16 protein-coding genes are annotated in these 17609 nt (G+C 72.2%); 8 read left to right on the top strand and 8 right to left on the bottom strand.

Going from position 1 to position 17609, the window contains the following annotated elements; translation table 11 throughout:
- Positions 1–2: 2 nt before the first annotated feature.
- Complete coding sequence (locus A3Q37_RS18335) at positions 3–926, bottom strand: sirohydrochlorin chelatase (RefSeq protein WP_065485790.1); 924 nt, start codon at positions 924–926, stop codon at positions 3–5.
- A 365-nt stretch (positions 927–1291) separates the two neighbouring features.
- Between A3Q37_RS18335 and A3Q37_RS18330 the strand changes: the two genes are divergently transcribed.
- The gene (locus A3Q37_RS18330) at positions 1292–1978 is read left to right on the top strand and encodes a vancomycin high temperature exclusion protein (protein WP_065485901.1); all 687 of its coding nucleotides are present in this window, start codon (positions 1292–1294) and stop codon (positions 1976–1978) included.
- 163 nt (positions 1979–2141) lie between these two features.
- Here A3Q37_RS18330 and A3Q37_RS18325 read toward each other — a convergent pair whose 3' ends face one another.
- The 3 genes from A3Q37_RS18325 to A3Q37_RS18315 all read right to left on the bottom strand — a co-directional run bounded on the left by A3Q37_RS18325 (position 2142) and on the right by A3Q37_RS18315 (position 3690).
- Positions 2142–2600, bottom strand: a complete 459-nt coding sequence (locus A3Q37_RS18325; protein WP_065485899.1) for a gamma-glutamylcyclotransferase family protein — start codon at positions 2598–2600, stop codon at positions 2142–2144.
- An 11-nt stretch (positions 2601–2611) separates the two neighbouring features.
- Positions 2612–2953, bottom strand: a complete 342-nt coding sequence (gene cutA / locus A3Q37_RS18320; RefSeq protein ID WP_065485788.1) for a divalent-cation tolerance protein CutA — start codon at positions 2951–2953, stop codon at positions 2612–2614.
- Between the two features lie 86 nt (positions 2954–3039).
- Positions 3040–3690, bottom strand: coding sequence for an NADPH-dependent FMN reductase (locus A3Q37_RS18315; RefSeq protein ID WP_065485785.1), 651 nt, complete (start codon positions 3688–3690; stop codon positions 3040–3042).
- A 75-nt stretch (positions 3691–3765) separates the two neighbouring features.
- Between A3Q37_RS18315 and A3Q37_RS18310 the strand changes: the two genes are divergently transcribed.
- From A3Q37_RS18310 to A3Q37_RS18295, 4 genes are all read left to right on the top strand, one after another.
- Positions 3766–4569, top strand: a complete 804-nt coding sequence (locus A3Q37_RS18310) for an aminotransferase class IV family protein (protein ID WP_065485783.1) — start codon at positions 3766–3768, stop codon at positions 4567–4569.
- Positions 4570–4611: 42 nt separating this feature from the next.
- Complete coding sequence (locus A3Q37_RS18305; RefSeq protein WP_065485781.1) at positions 4612–5076, top strand: DUF5990 family protein; 465 nt, start codon at positions 4612–4614, stop codon at positions 5074–5076.
- Positions 5077–5461: 385 nt separating this feature from the next.
- Positions 5462–6007, top strand: a complete 546-nt coding sequence (locus A3Q37_RS18300; protein WP_065485779.1) for a hypothetical protein — start codon at positions 5462–5464, stop codon at positions 6005–6007.
- Positions 6008–6182: 175 nt separating this feature from the next.
- Positions 6183–6815, top strand: coding sequence for a class F sortase (locus tag A3Q37_RS18295; protein WP_065485777.1), 633 nt, complete (start codon positions 6183–6185; stop codon positions 6813–6815).
- 20 nt (positions 6816–6835) lie between these two features.
- On the opposite strand, the gene A3Q37_RS18290 is transcribed toward A3Q37_RS18295, so the two are convergent.
- A complete protein-coding gene (locus tag A3Q37_RS18290) occupies positions 6836–7624 on the bottom strand; it encodes a TSUP family transporter (protein WP_065485775.1) in 789 nt (262 codons plus the stop codon).
- A gap of 167 nt (positions 7625–7791) precedes the next feature.
- Here A3Q37_RS18290 and nirB point away from each other — a divergent pair, with 167 nt between their 5' ends.
- From nirB to A3Q37_RS18275, 3 genes are all read left to right on the top strand, one after another.
- Positions 7792–10419: a nitrite reductase large subunit NirB gene (gene nirB / locus A3Q37_RS18285; RefSeq protein ID WP_065485773.1), complete on the top strand. Its 2628-nt coding sequence runs from the start codon at positions 7792–7794 to the stop codon at positions 10417–10419.
- Positions 10419–10778, top strand: a complete 360-nt coding sequence (gene nirD, locus A3Q37_RS18280; protein ID WP_065485771.1) for a nitrite reductase small subunit NirD — start codon at positions 10419–10421, stop codon at positions 10776–10778. The genes nirB and nirD overlap by 1 nt, the downstream gene beginning before the upstream one ends.
- A gap of 198 nt (positions 10779–10976) precedes the next feature.
- Positions 10977–12143 carry an alkaline phosphatase PhoX gene (locus A3Q37_RS18275; RefSeq protein WP_065485897.1) on the top strand — a complete coding sequence of 389 codons (1167 nt, stop codon included), beginning with the start codon at positions 10977–10979 and terminating at the stop codon, positions 12141–12143.
- A gap of 98 nt (positions 12144–12241) precedes the next feature.
- Here A3Q37_RS18275 and A3Q37_RS18270 read toward each other — a convergent pair whose 3' ends face one another.
- From A3Q37_RS18270 to ppdK, 3 genes are all read right to left on the bottom strand, one after another.
- Complete coding sequence (locus A3Q37_RS18270; RefSeq protein ID WP_065485769.1) at positions 12242–12652, bottom strand: VOC family protein; 411 nt, start codon at positions 12650–12652, stop codon at positions 12242–12244.
- Positions 12653–12802: 150 nt separating this feature from the next.
- Entirely contained in the window at positions 12803–13840 is a 1038-nt protein-coding gene (locus A3Q37_RS18265; RefSeq protein ID WP_065485767.1) for a helix-turn-helix transcriptional regulator, read from the bottom strand.
- Between the two features lie 704 nt (positions 13841–14544).
- Positions 14545–17256 (bottom strand): pyruvate, phosphate dikinase, encoded by a 2712-nt coding sequence (gene ppdK / locus A3Q37_RS18260; RefSeq protein ID WP_065485765.1) that lies wholly within the window; start codon positions 17254–17256, stop codon positions 14545–14547.
- Positions 17257–17609: the final 353 nt, after the last annotated feature.

Below are 17609 nucleotides of genomic sequence, written 5' to 3'. Positions count from 1 at the left end.
TGTCAGGCGGAAGCGAGCAAGGTCACCGCGTCGGCGGGGGCGCCCGCGGCGCGCGCCTGGTCGTAGCGGTGCAGGACGAGGCGGGCCATCGCCGGGTGGGCGCCGAGCGGGGCGGCGGCCCGGTGCGGTACGGCGTCGGCGCAGGCGCTCGCGAAGCGGCCGGGGGCGGTGAAGTACGAGGCGACGAAGGTCCGGTGGCGTCCGCGTGCGGCGAGTGCGCGCAGGGCGGCCGGGACGGTGGGCGTGGTGGCGGAGGCGTACGCGGGTACGACGGGCGCGCCGAGGCGTTCGGCGAGCAGGCGGGCGGTGCGCCGGGTGTCCTGGGCGGAGTCGGGGTCGCGGGACCCGGCGGCGGCGAGGACCACGGCGGCGCGCCGGCCGTCCCGGTCGGCCGGGTCCCAGCCCGCTTCGACGAGCCGCCCGTACAGCGCCTCCACCAGCAGGGGGTGCGGCCCGAGGGGCGCGGCGATCCGGGTCCGTACGGAAGGGGCTGCGGCGGTCGCGGCGGGCAGGTCGCGCTTGACGTGGTGGCCACGCCCGAGGAGCAGCGGTACGAGGACGGCTTCGGCCCCGCGCAGGCCGTCCAGGGTGTCCGGGAGCAGCGGCTCGTTGAGCTCGATGTGTCCGAGCCGGACGTCGAGGCCGGGGCGCAGGTCGCGGACCCGGTCCAGGAGGGCCAGCACGGTGCGCAGGGCCTGCGGATCGCGGCTGCCGTGCGCCACGGCGACGAGGGCCGGGGCGGGCGTGCCGCCGTCCGCTGCGGGGCGGTCGGGGTACCGGGTGCGGTGCATGGGTCTGCGGGTTCCGTTCCGGGAGACGAGGCTGAGCTGTGCGCCGAGCTGGTCGGTGATACGGGTGAGGAGCTGCGCGGTGCTGTCGATCGGCGGGGGTGGCTGCTGGGGCTGTTCCGGGGCCGGCTCCGTCATGGGCCGATGGTGCCGGGCGGAGGTTGCCGGGCCGTTGCGTGAGGGTCACCGGTGTTTTCCGCCGCCTCACGGCGGGGGCGGGGGCGGTGTGCGTACGCCGGTGTCGGATGCCACAACCGGGGCGGCGGGCGAACCTTTGCGGTGTTCCGGTCGTCAGGTGGGGTGGGGGCGCGGGTGCGCGCACGGCGCAGCCGACGGACGGACTGCGCGGGGACGAGTGGGGACGAGTGGGGGTTGCGGTGCGTGGGACGAGCGGGGAGAGAGGGAAGCGGCTGGGGCGGTCGACGGGCCCCCGGGGGCCGGAGGGGCTCGGGCTGCGGGAGCGGGTTGCCGGGCCGCGGCTGCCGGAACGGCCCGTGTCCCGGCTGCGGGAGCGGGTCGCCCGGCTGCGGCTGCCCCGTACCCGGCGTGGGCAGCGGCGGCTGGTGCAGGGGCTCATGGTCGTCTGTGTGCTGGCGCTCGTGCCCGCCACCTGGATGCGGCTGGGGGCCGGTGACCGGGTGGGCACGACGGCCGACGCCCCGGTCCGGGACGTCGCCGTCGTGTTCGGGGCCGGGCTGTGGAACGGGCGGCCGACCCCGTATCTCGCGCACCGGCTGGACGCGGCCGCCGAGCTCTACCGCACCGGGAAGGTCAAGGTCGTCCTCGTCACCGGGGACAACAGCCGCGTGGAGTACGACGAGCCGGACGCGATGCGTACGTACCTCACCGGGCGCGGGGTGCCCGACGAGCGGATCGTGAGCGACTACGCCGGATTCGACTCCTGGGACTCCTGCGTCCGGGCCAAGAAGATCTTCGGGGTCGACCGCGCCGTGCTGGTGAGCCAGGGCTTCCACATCCACCGGGCGGTCACGCTGTGCCGGTCCGCCGGGATCGACGCGTACGGCGTCGGGGTCGACGAACCCCGGGACTCCGTCTGGTACTACGGCGGCGTCCGGGAGCTGGCCGCCTCGGGCAAAGCGGCCCTGGACGCCCTGTTCCGGCCCGACCCGCGCTTCCTGGGGCCCGAGGAGCCGGGCGTGGCGGAGGCGCTGGCTTCCGGGGCGCGCTGACGGGCCGGCCCGGCGCGCGGAACCGTCGCTCGGGGCGGGCCCGGCACCATCACTCCCCACCACCAGGGTTCCGTCCTCAAGCGCCGGACGGGCTTGAACAGGGCCCGCCGGGAGTGCCGCCGGCGCGGCGTCGGCCGTGCGCCGAGCGAGTGAAGGACACCCCTCAGTCGCCCGGGGCGCGTCCGGTGATCCACCGCCCCTCGGGGATCAGCACGCCCCCGGTCCGCAGCGAGCGGGTGACGGCGGTCGCCGCGAGGTAGACCCACGCCCGCACGGAGTCCGCGCCCGGCAGCTCGACCTCGCGGACAACACGTTCGTACAGGTTGCGCGGGTGGCCGGGGCCGAGGAACTCCTCCAGGTGGTCCAGCAGCCCGAGCAGTTCCCCGTACACCCCCGGCGCGGCGACGAGCAGGGTGCCGTGGACGCGGCCGTGGCCCTCGATGGCGTACGGGTAGCCGGGGCCGTCGTAGAGCAGGGCCCGGGGCAGTACGGCCGGGCGCTCCCCCGACGTACGGCCCCGGAGGAACAGGTCGTGGTTGGGTTCGCCCGGCAGGAGCGTTCCGTACACGAAGAAGGGCAGTTCGGCGCCGTCGGGGCCGCCGCCCGGGTCGGGGGTGGTCATGACCGCCGCCGTCACAGGGCCGCCGGAGGAGCCGTCTCCGCCGTCACCCAGCCGAGGTAGCGCGCGCTGCCCCGGATGACCGGCAGGGCGATGATCTCCGGCGTGTCGTAGTCGTGCTCCCGCTGGATGTGCTCCTCCAGTTCGTCGTAGCGTTCCGCCGCCGTCTTGAAGAGCACCTGCCACTCCTCGGTCGTCTCGATGGCGTTCTGCCACCGGTAGACGGAGGTCACGGGTGCGGAGATCTGCGCGCAGGCCGCCAGCCTGGCCTCCACCGCCGACTGCGCCAGGGCGTGGGCCTTGTCCTCGCTGTCGGTCGTGGTCAGTACGGTCAGCCATGCCGGCGGCGCTGTCATCGTCGGTCTCCTCGGAATGCGGAATGCGGACTACGGCGGGCGCTCCTGCCCGTGGGCCTTCCCTGCGATTGTCGGCCCACAGGGGGTCAGGCGCCGTACGGACGGGAGTTTCTGGCGTCGCGCAGGGCCGTGCCCCACCAGACCACCTGGTCCAGCATGACCTTGGCGGCCGCGTCGGCGGGGCCCGGGTCCCGGTGGCGCCCCTCGTCGTCGAAGAGGGCGCCCGCGTTGTGGAAGGACACGGTGTCGCGGACGGTGACGGTGTGCAGTTCGGCGAAGACCTGCCGGAGCTGTTCGACGGCGCGCAGCCCGCCGGAGATGCCGCCGTACGACACGAAGGCGACGGGCTTGGCCTGCCATTCGGCGCTGTACCAGTCGATGAGGGTCTTCAGCGGGGCGGGGAACGAGTGGTTGTACTCGGGGGTGAGGACGACGAAGGCGTCGGCCGCCGCGAGCCGTTCGGAGACCGCCGCGAGCCGTGCCGCCTCCTCAGGCCCGGGGCTGAAGGTGATCGCGGTGGGCAGGTCGGCCTCGGCGACGTCGATCAGGTCGGTCTCGATGCCGGGGTGTCCGGCCGCGCGGCCCAGGAACCAGTCGGCGATGACCGGGCCGAAGCGGCCGTCGCGGTTGCTGCCGAGGATGACGGCGACCTTGAGGGGGCCGGCCGGGGTGGACGCGGCGTCCTCGGCGGACGAGGTGGATGACGTGGATGACATGGATGCTGCTGTGGTGTCCATGGCCTCGACCCTTCCCCCTCAACCATGGTTGAGGTCAAGCGGCCCGTATCCGCGCCCGCCGCATACGGTGGCCGCATGACGACACAGCCGCCCCCGCCCCACATCGAGTTCGACGGCCACCCGGCCACCGAGGAGACCCTGCGGATCCCCGCCCTGTACGGCTTCGGCCACTTCACCGCACTCCAGGTGCGGGACGGCCGGGCGCGGGGTCTGGGCCTGCATCTCGCGCGGCTGGACGCGGCGAACCGGGAGCTGTTCGCGCTGCCGGTGGACGGCGACCGGGTGCGGGAGCTGGTCCGGCACGCCCTGGACGGGGCGGGGCGGCGGGACGCCTCGGTGCGGGTGAACGGCTATCTGCCGCCCGGGGCGACGCGTACGACCCTGATGGTGACGGTCCGGGAGCCCGCCGTCATGCCGTCCGGGGCGCGGAGCCTGATGTCGGCGCCGTACGTCCGTACCGCCCCGCACATCAAGCGGCCCGGCGAGTTCGGGCAGACGTACTACGGGGTGCTGGCCGGGCGGGCGGGGTTCGACGACGCGCTGCTGACCGCGCCGGGCGGTGTGGTGACCGAGGGGGCGATCACCAACATCGGCTTCTGGGACGGGGACTCGGTGGTGTGGCCCGACGCCCCGGCGCTCACCGGCATCACGATGACCCTGCTGGAACAGGGCCTGGAGCGGGCGGGCCGGCCCTCGGTCCGCCGTCCGGTGACGCTGGACGGGCCGGACGGGGTGGGCCGCTTCCCCGCCGCGTTCGTCTGCAACTCGCAGGGCATCGCGCCGGTGCGGCGGATCGACGACACCCTGTTCGCGGTGGACGAGGAGCTGATGAAGGACCTGGGCGCGGTGTACGACAGCGCTCCGGAGGACCTCGTGTGACGGCCGGAGCCGTCGAGCTGTGCCGTGCCGGACCATAGGGATATGCAGATCCACATCGAGGCCTCGGCCCTTCCCGGCCGCGCCTGCGGCCCGGACAGCGACTTTCCCGGCCACGAGAACATCCACGTCGGCGTCCAGCGCAAGGACCGGCCGGGCGAGCTGCTCGGCCTGCACCCCGGGGACGCCCCCTCCGCGTCGTGGGTGCTCGACTGCGAGGCCACCGTGACGGAGGACGGGGTCGAGGTGTCGGGGCCGTACATCCAGAACCGGCTGGGCGGGCGGTTCGTCTATCTGTCGTGGGGCACGGTGGACGACGCCGGGGTCTTCACCATGTTCCGGCGCGCGAAGCTGATGTTCAGCGACATCGATCCGGACGTGCTCGCCGCCGCCGCGCGCTCCGGGCGGCTCACCGGGCGGCTCGGGCTCACCGACGCGAAGGGGCAGCCGCTGTGCGCCCGGGTGCGTCCGCCGCGGATCGTCTGGAGCGCCGCCACGGGCGGGGCCTGAGCACCCCGTACGACGGCCGGCCGGAGGCGGATCCGACACCGCCCCCACCGGTCCAGGGGGGAGTGGACCGGTGGGGGCGGGTGCCGTGGGGGGCGGGGATCCGTCCCGTGGGGGGTGTCTTGCGTGTGCCCGGGGTCCGCGAGGTCACACATGTGACCTGCGTCACACTTCGCGTACGCCCCTCACCCGATCGGCACCCGGCGCGGCAGCACGGACCGAACGGCCCAGCCGCACCGCCGCGACCTGCGGTGATCCATTCCGGCAAGGGTGCCGCGCCGGTCCGTACGGGTGAAAGCTGACTTCGCGTCAGAAGGCGTGGCGGGCCCGGTCCCCGTTGGCTCGGGTCAGGACACACCCGCTCGCGCCGTCTGCCCGGAGGATCCCCATGCGCAGTCCCGCCCGCCTCGTGACCGGCACCGTCGGTGCCGCGTTCACCGTCATCGCGTTCGGTCTCACCGCCGCCGCTCCGTCCGCGTACGCGGGTGACTCCGGCCGTCTGGAGATCACCCCGGCGACCGCGCCCCCCGGCGCCACCATCACCGTGAACACCACCGCCTGCGGCAAGAACGGCTCGGGCATCGGTGACGCGAACGAGCTGGACGCCGGGGACTTCGAGGTACGCCCCGGCACCCACAAGGAGGTCGTGGTCGGCCAGTTCACCGTGCCGCACGACACCCGGCCCGGTGTCTACGAGATCGTCGTCTCCTGCGACAACGGCAAGGACGCGGTCGGCGACCTCAAGGTGATCGGCGGCGGCAAGCACGACAAGCCGATCCACGACCGCCCGTCCGGCCATGTGCGGACCGGGGTCGGCGGCAGCGTCGAACCGAACTCCACGCAGGTCGCCCTCGGCGTCGGCGTGATCGGCCTGGCCGCCGTCGGCGGACTGTGGCTGCTGCGCCGCCGCTCCGAGGGCGCCGAAGGAAGCTGATCCGAGGGCGCCGCGGGAGCGCCCTTCCGAAGGCGTCGGCCGATCCGAGGGCGCCGCGGGAGCGCCCTCCCGAAGGCGCCACAGGAAGCCGAACCGCCGCTTCCCCTCCTGACCGGGCGGGGCGCGTCCCCGAGCGCGTCCCGCCCGCCCCGGACCACCGACCGAGGACGACGCCGTGTCACCGAGCGCGCAGAAGGCCAAGGGCTGGCTGGTGGGCATCGCCGTGCTGTGCGGCATCTGGCTCATCCAGAACGGGCCCGGCGGCCAGGTGATCCCGCCGCAGCCCTCCAGCGCCCAGGCCTTCGCCGCCGGGCCGCAGCTCCAGCCCGGCTCCCCGGTCGCCGAGCCGCTGAACCCCTCCGATCCGGTCCGTATCCGCATCCCCACCATCGAGGTGGACGCGCCGATGACGCCGCTGGGGCTGGCCGACGACGGCAGCCTCGACGTACCGCCGGACGAGGACCGCAACCTCGCGGGCTGGTACGAGGACGGCGTCCCGCCCGGTGCGAAGGGCACCGCGATCGTCGTGGGGCACGTGGACAACGCGAAGGGCCCGTCCGTCTTCTACGCCCTGGGCGCGCTGACCAAGGGGACCCGCGTCGAGGTCGACCGCAGGGACGGGCGCACCGCCGTGTTCTCGATCGACGCCATCGAGGTCTACGACAACGACGACTTCCCCGACCAGCGCGTCTACGGCGACGCGCCGCACGCCGCGCTCCGGCTGATCACCTGCGGCGGCGGCTTCTCCAAGGAAACCGGCTACCAGGGCAACGTGGTGGCGTACGCGCACCTCACGGACGTGCGCTGACCATCTGGCCCAAAAAAGCGCTAAGCGTTCCACTGGTCGAAGCCCAGCTTCGCGACCAGCGAGAACACCACCGTCAGCAGCACCGCCCGGACAAAGCCGCTCCCCCGGCTCAGCGCCATCCTCGCCCCGATCATCCCGCCCGCCAGGTTGAAGACCGCCATCACGGCCGCGAGCTGCCACAGCACCGTGCCCTGGTACGCGAACATCGCCAGCGCCCCCGCGTTGGTGCACACGTTGACGATCTTCGCGGTGGCCGACGCGGTCACCAGGTCGAGGTGGAGCACGGCGGTCAGGGCCAGCACCAGGAAGGTGCCGGTGCCCGGCCCGAACAGCCCGTCGTAGAAGCCGATCCCGCCGCCGACCAGCACGATCGCCGTGATGATCCGGGCCCGGGCGACCGGCCGGTCCGTGCCGTCGCCCGCCGCCGTGCCGAAGGACGGGCGCAGCATCACGAAGGCCGCGACCCCCAGCAGCACCACCATGATCACCGGGCGGAGCACCTCGCTGCTGATCCCGGCGGCGAAGAACGCCCCCGCCATCGACCCGGCGAGCGCCATCAGCCCGATCCGCACCGCAAGCCCCACCCGTACCGGCGCTTTGCGTACGTACGTCACCGCCGCCCCCGACGTGCCCACGATCGCGACGGCCTTGTTGGTGCCGAGGACATGGGCCGCCGAGACGTGCGGCAGGCCGAGCAGCAGCGCGGGCAGGAGCAGCAGTCCGCCGCCACCCACCACCGCGTCGATCCAGCCCGCGGCGGCCGCGGCGAGACAGAGGAGGATCAGGGTCGTCACTGTTATGTCAGGCACGAACCGACACTAGACGCCTGTCGCACCCGCCTCCTCACCCGGTCCCTCACAGGGCCCCCGCCCGGCCGCTGAGCGCAAGGTTCCGCCCGGGAAACAGCCGGGATGCGGCCGGGTAACACCTCCCGCCCAGGCTCGGGGCATGAGGACAACCGACGGAGGCCACTGAGATGCCGGAGCCCACCTTCGAGCCGCGCACCACCGCCGCCGCCTCGAACGCCACCCCGAACGCCCAGGCGCACACGGCCGTCCCGACGATCGTGGTCGTCGGCCACGGGATGGTCGGCCAGCGGTTCCTGGAGTTCCTGGCCGAGCGCGGGCTGACCCCGGCGGCCGGCGGCGCCCGCGTCGTCGTGCTCTGCGAGGAGCCCCGGCCCGCCTACGACCGGGTCCGGCTCACCTCGTACTTCGCCGGGCAGAGCCCCGAGGACCTCTCGCTGGTGGAGCCGGACTTCATGGCCCGGCACGGCATCGAGCTGTACGTCGGCGACCCGGCCGAGAGCGTCGACCGTACGGCCCGGACCGTGACCGCGCGGTCCAGGGCGGTGTTCCCGTACGACACGCTGGTGCTGGCGACGGGCTCGTACCCCTTCGTGCCGCCGGTGCCGGGGAAGGACGCCCAGGGCTGCTTCGTGTACCGGACGATCGAGGACCTGCTCGCGATCGAGGAGTACGCCAAGGGCGCGGCGACCGGTGCGGTGGTCGGCGGGGGGCTGCTGGGTCTGGAGGCGGCCGGGGCGCTGAAGGGGCTCGGGCTGGCCACCCATGTCGTGGAGTTCGCGCCCCGGCTGATGCCGGTCCAGGTGGACGAGGGCGGCGGTGCGGCGCTGCTGCGCACGATCCAGGACATGGGTCTGACCGTGCACACGGGGGTCAGTACGCAGGAGGTCACCGCGGGCGCGGACGGGGCGGTGACCGGGATGTCCCTCTCCGACGGGTCCTCGCTCGCCGTCGATCTGGTGGTCTTCTCGGCGGGCGTACGGCCCCGCGATCAGCTGGCCCGGGAGTGCGGCCTCGCGGTCGGGGAACGCGGCGGGATCGTCGTGGACGAGGAGTGCCGGACCTCCGACCCGGCGGTGTTCGCGATCGGCGAGTGCGCGCTGGCCGCCGACGGCCGGGTGTACGGGCTGGTCGCGCCGGGCTACGACATGGCCCGGACGGCGGCCGAGGTGATCGCGGGCGGCCGGTCCGCGTTCACGGGGGCCGACCTGTCGACGAAGCTGAAGCTGCTCGGCGTGGACGTGGCCTCGTTCGGCGACGCGCACGGGGCGGCCGAGGGCTCGCTCGACGTCGTGTACTCCGACGCCCGGGCGGGGGTCTACAAGAAGCTGGTGATCGGCCCGGACGGGACCCTGCTGGGCGGGGTGCTGGTCGGGGACGCCGAACAGTACGGCACGCTGCGGCCGCTGACGGGCACCGTACTGCCCGTCGCGCCCGAGCAGTTGGTGCTGCCGGCCGGGTCGGGCGGCGGCCCGGTGTCGCTCGGCCCTGGCGCGCTGCCCGACGAGGCGGTGATCTGCTCCTGCCACAACGTGACCAAGGGCGCGATCTGCGAGCACAGCACGCTGCCCGAGGTGAAGAAGTGCACCAAGGCCGGTACGGGCTGCGGCAGTTGCCTCAAGGTGATCGGGCAGCTGATGCCGCCGCCGGAGGACTCGGGGCTGTGCGGCTGCTTCCCGTACAGCCGCAGCGAGCTGTACGAGATCGTCCGCACCCTGGAAGTCACCTCGTTCGCCGAACTGCTCGACTCGCACGGCCGGGAGGAGGCGCGGGGCGGCGACGGCTGCGAGGTCTGCAAGCCGACGGTCGGCTCGGTCATCGCCTCGCTGGCGCCCACGGTCGGCGCGAGCGGCTATGTGCTGGACGGCGAGCAGGCGGCGCTCCAGGACACCAACGACCACTTCCTCGCCAACCTCCAGCGCAACGGGTCGTACTCGATCGTGCCGCGCATCCCGGGCGGCGAAATCACCCCGGAGAAGCTCATCGTCATCGGCGAGGTGGCCCGCGACTTCGGCCTCTACACGAAGATCACCGGCGGCCAGCGCATCGACCTCTTCGGCGCCCGGGTCGACCAACTCCCGCTGATCTGGACCCGGCTGGTGGACGCGGGCTTCGAGTCCGGGCACGCGTACGGGAAGTCGCTGCGGACGGTCAAGTCCTGTGTGGGGCAGACCTGGTGCCGCTACGGCGTGCAGGACTCGGTGAGGATGGCGATCGACCTGGAGCTGCGCTACCGGGGGCTGCGCTCCCCACACAAGCTGAAGTCGGCGGTCTCCGGCTGCGCCCGCGAGTGCGCGGAGGCCCGGGGCAAGGACTTCGGGATCATCGCCACCGCCCAGGGCTGGAATCTGTACGTCGGCGGCAACGGCGGGGCCACCCCGCGCCACGCCGATCTGCTGGCCCAGGATCTGTCGGACGCCGAACTGGTGCGGCTGATCGACCGGTTCCTGATGTTCTACATCCGTACCGCCGACCGTCTTGAGCGCACCTCCGCCTGGCTGGAGCGGATCGACGGCGGCCTGGACCACGTCCGGGACGTGGTCGTCCACGATTCGCTGGGGCTCTGCGAGGAGCTGGAGCGGCTGATGGCCGACCATGTCGCGGGCTACCGCGACGAGTGGGCGGAGACCATCAACGACCCGGAGCGGCTGCGCCGGTTCGTCACCTTCGTCAACGCCCCCGACGCCCCCGACCCCTCGGTGAGGTTCGTTCCGGAGAGGGATCAGATCAAGCCGGATCTGGATCTGCTCGCCGGTCCGGTGCTCGCCGTCCGCACCCTCGAAGGGACCGCATCCTGATGGCCATGGCAACGATCACGACAGCGCGGGACACCGGATCCGTCCGGCTCGCCCACGGCGAGGACTGGCTGACGGTCTGCGACCGGGGGCTGCTGATCCCCGGCCGGGGGGTGGCGGTGCTGCTGCCCGACGGGGACCAGGCGGCCGTCTTCATGGACCGGTCGGGTCAGGTGTACGCGATCGGTAACCGGGACCCGTTCACCGGGGCGTACGTCCTCTCGCGCGGGCTGCTCGGCTCGGCGGGCGGGCGGCCGTTCGTGGCCTCGCCACTGCTGAAGCAGCGCTTCGACCTGGCGACGGGGGCGTGCCTGGACGACGACGAGGCATCGGTGCCGGTGTTCGCCGTACGGGCGGACTGACGCGGTCCGCCAGGGGCGGATCGGCCCGGCCCGCCCGGGAGTTCGGCGCGCCCCACCGGGGGCGGCGTGGCCTGCGCAAGCCATCCGCCGCCCGTTCATCTTCACTTGCCGTTCCGTCAACTCCGTACTCCTACAGTCCTGACGCGCGACCCGCCGGTCCGTCCGGAGCGGCGGGCCACACTCATGCGTGGAGTGATCGTGGAACGTCGGACCTTCTTGCGCACCGCGGTGATCGGCAGCTCGGCGGCCGCTTTCGGCGGCACCCTGTGGCGGGGCGCCGCCTTCGCCGACCCGGCCCAGCCGGCCCCCGGCCCGTACGGCGCGCTCCAGGCGGCCAACGGGGATGGGATCCAGCTGCCGAGCGGCTTCACCAGCCGCGTGATCGCCCGCTCCGGGCAGACCGTGCCCGGCACCTCCTACCGCTGGCACAGCGCGCCCGACGGCGGCGCGACGTACGCCGACGGCTCGGGCTGGATCTATGTCTCCAACGCCGAGGTGTCCCCGAGCAGCGGGGGCGGGGCGAGCGCGGTGCGGTTCAACTCGTCGGGGACGGTGACCTCCGCGTACCGCATCCTGGGCGACACGAACAACAACTGCGCGGGCGGCGCCACCCCGTGGAAGACCTGGCTCTCCTGCGAGGAGGTCACCCGGGGCTACGTCTACGAGACCGACCCGTGGGGCGTGAACGCGGCGGTACGGCGGCCGGCGATGGGCCGCTTCAAGCACGAGGCGGCGGCAGCCGACCCGGACCACGGCTACATCTATCTGACCGAGGACGAGAGCGACGGCCGCTTCTACCGCTTCCGGCCCACGACCTGGGGGAATCTGTCGAGCGGCACCTTGCAGGTGCTGGTCGCGGGCACGGGCACCTCGGGGCCGGTGAGCTGGGCGAACGTACCGGATCCGGCCGCCTCGTCCACGCAGACGCGGCACCAGGTGTCCGGGGCGAAGGTGTTCAACGGCGGCGAGGGCTGCTTCTACGCGGCGGGCACCTGCTGGTTCACCACCAAGGGCGACAACCGGGTGTGGGCGTACGACGCGAACACCTCGTCGATCTCGCTCGCCTACGACGACTCGCTGGTGACGGGCGGCGCCGCCCCGCTGACCGGGGTGGACAACGTCACCCGGTCCGGGTCCGGCGACCTCTACGTCGCGGAGGACGGCGGGAACATGGAGATCTGCCTGATCACGCCGGACGACACGGTGGCCCCGTTCCTGCGGATCACCGGCCAGTCCGGTTCGGAGATCACCGGGCCCGCGTTCTCGCCGGACGGCAGCCGCCTCTACTTCTCCTCGCAGCGCGGGACGAGCGGAAGCTCCTCCGGCGGCATCACGTACGAGGTGAAGGGGCCGTTCCGCGGCTGACGCGGAGGCGGGGCAAGGGCGGGGGCGGACCCGGACGCCCGCGTGCGCCGGGGCTCCCCCGTGGCCCCGGCGCACGCCGTTGGGGGGTGTCTTGTCGATCAGGCCTGGCCCTCGACGGCGGCCGGGTCCATCCACATGACCTCCCAGATGTGGTGGTCGGGGTCCTGGAACGAGCGGCCGTACATGAAGCCCATGTCCTGCGTCTCACCCGCCGGGAACCCGCCGGAGGCCAGTGCCGCGTCGGCGAGCTCGTCGACCTTCTCGCGGCTGTCGGCGCTGAGGGCGAGGATGACCTCGGTCGCCGTCGAGGCGTCGACCACGTCCTTCTTGGTGAACTCCTTGAAGCGTTCCTCCGTCATCAGCATCGCGAAGATCGTGTCGCTGATCACCAGACACGCGGTCTTGTCGTCGGTGAACGCCGGGTTGGTCGTGAAGCCGAGCTTCCCGAAGAAGCCCACCGTCGTCTCCAGGTTCTTCACCGGCAGGTTCACGAAGATCATCTGAGCCATGGTCGTTCCCTTTTCGTCTGTCCCGGGCGCCCGCGGTGCTCCGTGTGCTCCGCGTACTCCGTCCGGCGCTTTCGATGGGTAGACGACGGGGCCGGACAGAACTCATCGACGTTCGGCGGACGGGTTTTCCGGGGCCGGTGGCGGAGGCGCCTAGTGGAGGGTGAGCGGGGCGCCGCCGCGCAGCAGGGAGCCGCCGAGCGGGGTCAGCGTGTGGAGGACCGAGCTGCCGTGGCGCAGCGTCAGGACGAGGCCCGCCTCGCGCAGCACGGAGGCGTGCTGGCTCGCGGAGGCCAGCGACACCCCGGCCCTGCGGGCGAGTTCGCTGGTGGTGCAGCCCGTCCCGATGGAGGAGAGGACGGCCGAGCGGGTGTGCCCGACGAGCCGGCCGAGCCAGGGGCCCGGCTCGGCGAAGACCGGGGCGCCGGGGTTGGTCACCGGATAGACGAGGACCGGCGGGAGGGAGGGGTCCCGGTAGACGACGGGCGTGCCCCGGCAGAAGAAGGACGGCTGGAGCAGCAGCCCGCGCCCGTCCAGGTGGAGATCGCGGTCGACCGGGTAGTCGGCCTCCAGCACGGGTGAGCGCCACCGGATCATCGGCGGCAGCGTGGCCAGCAGCTCGTCCGTGCCGCCGTCCAGCAGGGCCCGGCCGCGCACGGCCCGGTCCGCCTCGATGCTGGCCCGGATGTGCGGCCAGTAGGGCTCCACGGCCGCCTGGTGGTAGCTGCGGAGCGCCCCGATGAGCCGGGTGAGCGGTTCGGCGCGGCCCTCCATGAGCGCGGCGGGCAGCGCTGCGGCCGCCTTTCCCGCTCCGGCGGTCCGCTGACCGACCGGCCGGTCTGTCCGCTGCCGCGTCCGGTCGGCGGCCAGCAGCTCCAGCTCCGCGTGGACCCGCTCGGCGGGGGTGTCGCGCAGGGCCTCGATGCCGGCGTCGAGCCCGAAGGGTTCGGCGCCCTCCTGGCAGGGCGTCAGGAAATCCGGGAAATAGCCGCGGGGCGGAACGACCGCCGCCAGCAGCTGCGCCTCACCATTCAGCCGCGCCCGGGATTCCGTACGCCATTTACCGAACACCGTCGAAGCACGCCGGTCCCTGAGCCGGTGAAAACTCAGAATGGTTTCCCACAAGGCGTCCGGTCTCGTGGCCATCCGCACCCGCGAAAGGTCCAGCCCGGACACATGGATCCGCAGCACTACTCCCCCACCTGTTGCATCCGCAATTGCCCCCACCGAAGGGTATGCGGACCGTCACAGGAGGTCACCACGGGGTTTCGGCCAGAAGTGAAAGGGCTCGCCCCGTTCCGCTTCACCCGAAAGGCTGTACGACGTCGGGTACGCATCCGGTGCCCACCGGATGAGCACGTGAAGGCCGTGGGGGGCTTTGTGTGTTCGGCGGCGGTGGGCGACGGTGCGGCTCCGTACCCGACGGGGGTAAGCCGGGTGCGGTCCATGGGTGGGGATCCATGGACCGCACCCCGGTCCGGCTTCCCGGCCGCCACTCGAATTTCTTTGCGTATTAAACAAAGCAATGTGCTCTGCGCCACATTCTTCGCGCGGTATTCGGTGCGTGCTCCTGGCGGCTTCTCCGTACCGCCGGTCATTTCCGCGCACGCCCCTCCCGTACCGCCGGTCACTTCCGACCCGGCGAACCCCCTTACCACCGGTCACTTCCAGTCGGCGCACAGCGAAGCGGCGGCACCCCCGCACAGGGTGCCGCCGCTTCTGGGTGCTCCGGGTCCGCCGCCGGGCCGGTGCGCCCGGTGAGGGCCGGGCTCGGCTTCCGGGGCGGATCCCGGAGGGGCAGGCCGCTCGGCGGCCTTGGTCGGTGGGCAGGGCTGTTCGTGCAGCCCTGCCCCTGAGGTCCGGGGTGTTCGTGCACCCCGGACCGTGAGTCCGGGTCAGCGGCTGTCACTGCCCCGGGACTCGGCTGCGGCCCGGCCCGCCTCCAGGCGGGCTACGGGGATGCGGAACGGCGAGCAGGAGACGTAGTCCAGGCCCACCTCGTGGAAGAAGTGCACCGACTCCGGGTCTCCGCCGTGCTCGCCGCAGACGCCGAGCTTGAGGTCCGGGCGGGTGGCCCGGCCGGCCTCGACGGCGCTGCGGACCAGCGAGCCGACGCCGTCCTTGTCGATCGTCTCGAACGGGGAGACCCCGAAGATGCCCTTCTCCAGGTACGCGGTGAAGAACGAGGCCTCCACGTCGTCGCGGGAGAAGCCCCACACCGTCTGGGTCAGGTCGTTCGTGCCGAAGGAGAAGAACTGCGCGGCCTCGGCGATCTGGCCCGCCGTCAGCGCGGCGCGCGGCAGCTCGATCATGGTGCCGATGGTCAGCTTGAGGTCGGTGCCGGTGGCGGCCTGGACCTCCTCGATGACCCGGTCGGCCTCCTCGCGGACGATCTCCAGCTCCTGGACCGTACCGACGAGCGGGATCATGATCTCGGCGCGCGGGTCGCCCTTGGCGTTCTTGCGGTGGGCGGCGGCCTCGGCGATCGCCCGGACCTGCATGGCGAACAGACCGGGGATGACGAGGCCGAGGCGCACGCCGCGCAGGCCCAGCATCGGGTTCTGCTCGTGCAGCTTGTGCACCGCCTGGAGCAGGCGCAGGTCGTTCTCGTTGGCGTCCTTGCGGGACTCGGCGAGCGCGACACGCACCGACAGCTCGGTGATGTCGGGCAGGAACTCGTGCAGCGGCGGGTCCAGCAGCCGTACGGTCACGGGCAGCCCGTCCATCGACTCGAACAGCTCGATGAAGTCGGCCTTCTGGAGCGGCAGAAGAGCGGCGAGAGCGGTCTCGCGCTCCTCGTCGGTGTCCGCGAGGATCAGCTTCTCGACCATCTCGCGGCGCTCGCCGAGGAACATGTGCTCGGTGCGGCACAGGCCGATGCCCTGGGCGCCGAAGCGGCGGGCCCGCAGGGCGTCCTCGGCGTTGTCGGCGTTGGCCCGTACGCGCAGCCGGCGCACCCGGTCCGCGTACGCCATGATGCGGTGCACGGCGGCGACCAGCTCGTCGGCGTCGTCGGCCCCGGCGTGCATGCGGCCCTCGAAGTACTCGACGACCGGGGACGGTACGACGGGTACCTCGCCCCGGTAGACCTTGCCGGTGGAGCCGTCGATCGAGACGAGGTCGCCCTCCTCGATCACGGTGCCGCCGACCGTCATCCGGCGGCGCTTGGTGTCGACCTCCAGGTCCTCGGCGCCGCAGACACAGGTCTTGCCCATGCCGCGCGCCACGACCGCCGCGTGCGAGGTCTTGCCGCCGCGCGAGGTCAGGATGCCCTCGGCGGCGATCATGCCTTCGAGGTCGTCGGGGTTGGTCTCGCGGCGGATCAGGATGACCTTCTCGCCGGAGCGGGACCACTTGATCGCGGTGTACGAGTCGAAGACGGCCTTGCCGACGGCGGCGCCGGGGGACGCGGCGATGCCCCGGCCGAGCAGCTCGGTCTTCGCCTCGATGTCGAAGCGCGGGAACATCAGCTGGGCGAGCTGGGCGCCGTTGACCCGCTGAAGGGCCTCGGCCTCGTCGATCAGGCCCTGGTCCACCAGCTGGGTGGCGATGCGGAAGGCGGCACCGGCGGTGCGCTTGCCGACCCGGGTCTGGAGCATCCAGAGCTGGCCGCGCTCGATGGTGAACTCGATGTCGCAGAGATCCTTGTAGTGGTTCTCCAGCGTCTCCATGATGCCCATGAGCTGGTCGTACGACTTCTTGTCGATCGACTCCAGATCGGCGAGCGGCACCGTGTTGCGGATACCGGCGACGACGTCCTCGCCCTGCGCGTTCTGGAGGTAGTCGCCGTAGACGCCCTGGTGGCCGCTGGCCGGGTCGCGGGTGAAGGCGACGCCCGTACCGGAGTCGGGGCCCAGGTTGCCGAAGACCATCGAGCAGACGTTGACGGCCGTGCCGAGGTCGCCGGGGATGCGCTCCTGGCGGCGGTAGAGCTTGGCCCGGTCGGTGTTCCACGAGTCGAAGACCGCGTTTATGGCGAGGTCCATCTGCTCGCGCGCGTCCTGCGGGAACTCGCGTCCGGCCTCGGACTCGACGATCTTCTTGAACTGCTTGACCAGCTTCTTCAGGTCGGCCGCGGCGAGGTCGGTGTCGACCGTGATCTTCTTCGCGTGCTTGGCGGCCTCCAGGGCCTCCTCGAAGAGCTCGCCGTCGACCCCGAGGACGGTCTTGCCGAACATCTGGATGAGGCGGCGGTAGGAGTCCCAGGCGAAGCGCTCGTCGCCGGACTGGGTGGCGAGACCGGCCACCGAGGCGTCGGAGAGACCGATATTCAGGACCGTGTCCATCATGCCCGGCATGGAGAACTTGGCGCCGGAGCGGACGGAGACCAGCAGCGGGTCGTCGGCCTGGCCGAGCTGCTTGCCCATGCGCTCTTCCAGCGCCTTGAGGTGCGCACTCACCTCGTCGCGCAGCGCGGTCGGCGCGTCGCCGCTCTCCAGGTAGACCTTGCAGGCCTCGGTGGTGATCGTGAAGCCCGGAGGGACGGGCAACCCGAGGTTGGTCATCTCGGCGAGGTTGGCGCCCTTGCCGCCCAGAAGATCCTTCAGATCCTTGTTGCCCTCGGTGAAGTCGTAGACGAACTTCTGGGGATCTTTGTTTTCCGACACGGGTCTCGACTCCTCGAGGACGCGGTGGCTGCCCTGACGGCGAGGAACATACCCAGATCGAAGGTGTATGGGTACGTCCACTTGGTCGTCATGCGGCCGCAACCACCCGTCCGCCAGCAGATCGAAAGGGTCGCCCGGCCGAAGCGCAGGAATCCTTGCTTTCACCTCCTGAAGGCGACATGGCCGAAACTTGACCGTAGCCGCTCAATTGAGCGGAGAGTGGAGCAGGTGAGTCCACTTCTCGAAGACAAGAGAGTGGCACTGAGTGCCACGTCTTCCAGAAGTGCAGTCAGCCACTTTCCGCTCATCTGAGCGCAACCCCGATCAAGGGTGGCGTGAATCACGCCCGATTC

Origin of the sequence: Streptomyces sp. PTY087I2, assembly GCF_001687325.1 — a bacterium.
Lineage (GTDB): Bacteria > Actinomycetota > Actinomycetes > Streptomycetales > Streptomycetaceae > Streptomyces.
This window is presented reverse-complemented; position numbering and strand designations above follow the sequence as displayed.